The organism is Terrisporobacter muris (genome assembly GCF_024621905.1).
GTDB lineage: Bacteria > Bacillota > Clostridia > Peptostreptococcales > Peptostreptococcaceae > Terrisporobacter > Terrisporobacter muris.
The window spans coordinates 1-3639 of the sequence record NZ_JANKBY010000346.1 but is presented as its reverse complement, the minus strand read 5'-3'; the positions used below and the strand labels follow the sequence as shown (position 1 = coordinate 3639).

The 3639-nt window shown below is 25.8% G+C and carries 1 protein-coding gene; it reads left to right on the top strand.

The features are described from left to right. The first annotated feature begins 17 nt into the window (after positions 1–17). Positions 18–3638 (top strand): AAA family ATPase, encoded by a 3621-nt coding sequence (locus NSA58_RS17465; protein ID WP_074429747.1) that lies wholly within the window; start codon positions 18–20, stop codon positions 3636–3638. The last annotated feature ends 1 nt before the right edge of the window (position 3639 follow it).

The window sequence follows — 3639 nt, the reverse complement described above, 5'->3', positions numbered from 1 at the left end:
AAATGAGGAGTTTATTTATGGATAATATAAAAAATGAAATAGATGTAAAATTTAAAAATATAGAAAAACTTTTAAAAAATGAACTTATAGGTCAAGATTTATATATAAAAAATTTAATAACTTATATAAAAGAAAAGACAGTTAAAAATGAAAAGGGAGTTCTTATTTTAGTTGGAGAAAAGGATACGGGCAAAAAAACAAGTATTAGAATTTTAATTGAAGAGATGTACAAAGAAAAGTTAATAGAAAGTGATAACATAAATGAAATAAACTTGGATACATACAATTTTAAATTAGGATATAATGCTTTCTTAAGCGACTTACATGACAAATTAAAGTCGAAGTCTAAATGTATAATGTTTAAAAATATTCAAAATGCTATGGAAGATATAGTTCATGTTATATCAGATCTTTGTTTTAATTCTTGTTTCAACTTAAATGAGGATTACATTATAAAAAATGATGTTTTCGTTAAGGCTGATGAAGAAAATAAAGAGGAAATAAATGATATTTTAAATTCAGAAGAAATTCATAAAGAAAAGATAAATCAATTAATTTGTAATAATAAGTTTGTTGTATTTACTTGTGATTATAATGATATCAATTTAGATAAAGTATTTGGCAGTGATCTAATTAACAAAATTGATAAAGTACTTTATACTAAAGATTTAGATAAAAAAGAAAGAAATATTGTGGTGAGAAGAAGGGTAATTGAAACTATAAATCATATAAAAGAAGAATTAGATTTAGATATAATGATTGATTTGAATAAGGATGATGAAAATAAAGAATACTTTGGAATTTGTAAATATCTTCAAGAAAGTTATAAAAAAGATAGCAACTTTGGTATATCTGAATATGTAAAATACAAACTTAATAATCCTCTTAGAAATCTTGTTATTAAAGAAGAAATAAAAAGTAATAGCAGACTTTTTATTTATGTGGAAAATGATGAAATATACTGTAAGGCAAATTCTAAAGTATATAAACTTAATGAATATACTACGCCAACACTGGAAGAAGCTAGATATAAACTTAATTCTATTATAGGAATAAAGGAATTAAAAGAATTTATCGATAATGTTCAAAATAATTACAAAGTACAAAATATAAGAGAAAGACTGGGACTTACCACATCGAAAATTTCCATGAATATGATATTTGCAGGTAATGCAGGAACAGGAAAAACAAATGCAGCCAGAACTACCTTTGAGTATCTAAATGCTTTAGGCTTACTTTCTCGTGGTGTATTTAAAGAAGTAAGCAAAGCAGATTTTGTCAGTGAAAATGTAAATGAAACAGCGAAAAAAACCATGGAAGTTGTAAACTCTGCTATTGGAGGAGTTTTGTTTATTGATGAGGCATACTCTTTGTGTGAAAGTGAAGAAGACAAGGTTGGTAAAGAAATAGTAGATGCTCTTCTTAAAGGAATAGAAGATAATAGAGATGATTTGATTGTAATACTTGCTGGGTATGAAAATGATATGGAGAAATTCCTAAGTATAAATCCAGGACTAAAGTCAAGATTTCCAAATATAATTCATTTTGAAGATTATACTCCTTATGAAATGTATGCTATAGCTTTAAATATTGCAAAAAGTAAAGGATACAAAATAGCAGATAATGTAGAAGATGACTTAATTGATTTATTTGCAAAAAATCAAATATCTGGTAAAAATGATTTAGGTAATGCCAGATTTGTAAGAAATATAATTGAAAATGCCATAATGGATGCATCAAGGAAATACTTACAAGATAAGCAAAAGAAAATCGACTTATTGGAAGCACATAATTTTAATTTTAAGGTTAAAGCAAAATTTAATTTGGAAGAAAGATTAAATGACATAATAGGTTTGGAAGAAGTTAAAAACTTGCTTAGAAGCCAGTACAAGCTTATTGTGGCACAGGAAAAAAGAAAATCAGTAGGTGTGGAAACTAAAATTGAACAAAATTTAAATATGGTTTTTGCAGGAAATCCAGGAACAGGAAAAACCTCCATAGCAAGATTAGTGGCAGAAATGCTAAATAGTATGGGATTGCTTAAAATTGGTCAACTAGTAGAAACTGACAGGTCAAATTTTGTTTCAGAAATACCAGGACAAACTTCTAAAAAAACTGAAGAAACATTTAAAGAAGCCATAGGAGGTATATTATTTATAGATGAAGCTTATACCCTGGCTTATGACCCTCTAGGAAGGGAAGCCATAGAAACTTTACTAAAATTAATTGAAGACTATTCAAAAGATGTAATAGTAATACTTGCAGGTTATGAAAAAGAAATGGAAGACTTCTTTGATGTGAACATAGGTCTTCGTTCTAGATTTCCACTTTGGACTAATTTTGAAGATTATAAACCAGACGAACTCTCAGAAATGGCAATTAAACTTTTGGAATCAAAAGGATTTAAATTATCGAAAAATGGCTACACATCTCTTAAGAAAAGCTTTGTAGACATATATGAAAATGCTGATATTCAATCAGGAAATGGTAGACTAGTTAGAAACTATGTAGAAAATTTAATTAGATCTCAAAGTATTAGAATTGCTGAAAGTGATATTAGTGTCTATGAAATGAATTTAATAACTACAAAGGATATTGATAATATAAATGAGTTTACATCGGCGAATGATTTTAATTTAGAAGAAAAACTTAAAAAAATTGCAGCCAATGAAAGAGCTAAGGACTTTTTAAGAAATCAATATAAAATTATTAAGACAAAAGAAAAACGAGAAAAGCTTGGAATTAAAAGTCAACTAAGTAAATACAGCAATATGGTCTTTACAGGAAATAGTGGTACAGGTAAAAAAACTACTTTGAAAATTTTATCTAGTATGTATTACAATGTGGGATTAATAAAATCAAAAAATATTGTGGAAATGGATGAAATAGAAATCACTTCTCTTTTAGATGGAGGTGTACAAATAGAAGATATATTAAAAGATTACTTAGGTAAAATGGTATTAATTGATAAGGCTCATTTATTTATTGATAAATACAATAAAAATGAAATGATATCCTCTTTAATTAAGTTTATTGATAAAAATAATAATAAAATAATTATTGTTTTATGTGGTGAAAAAGAAGGGATGAGAGAATTAGTTTTAAGTAATCCTTCTCTTAGTTGTAGATTTCCTATATGGCTAGATTTTCAGGATTACAATAAGGATGAATTATTTGAAATTGCAATAAATCTTATTAATTATAGAGGTTATGAAATAAATCAAGATGGAGAAGAAGAATTAAGAAAATCCATAGTAGATCTTTCTAATATATCTGATCTTAGTGTAAAAAATGCACTGATGATTACAAAATTTTTAGATAAAGTGGTGAGAATACAAAGTATAAGAGTTTATAATGATAAAATCATAGGCAAAAACATAAATCTTATTAATGAAATAGATATAAGAAAAAGCAAAGAACAATTTGTAAAAGAAAATCTTATGAAGGAATCTGTTCATAATATAAAATATGATGATAATAATGTTTTTGATGAAACATCATATAGTGAGAGTAAATTATATTATAAAAGAAATATCAATAGCATAGATGAACTATTAAAATTGAAAAATTTACTGGATTTGAAATTAATTAATAAAGATGAATTTAATCTTTTAAAAGAAGATCTTTTAAAGAATTAAT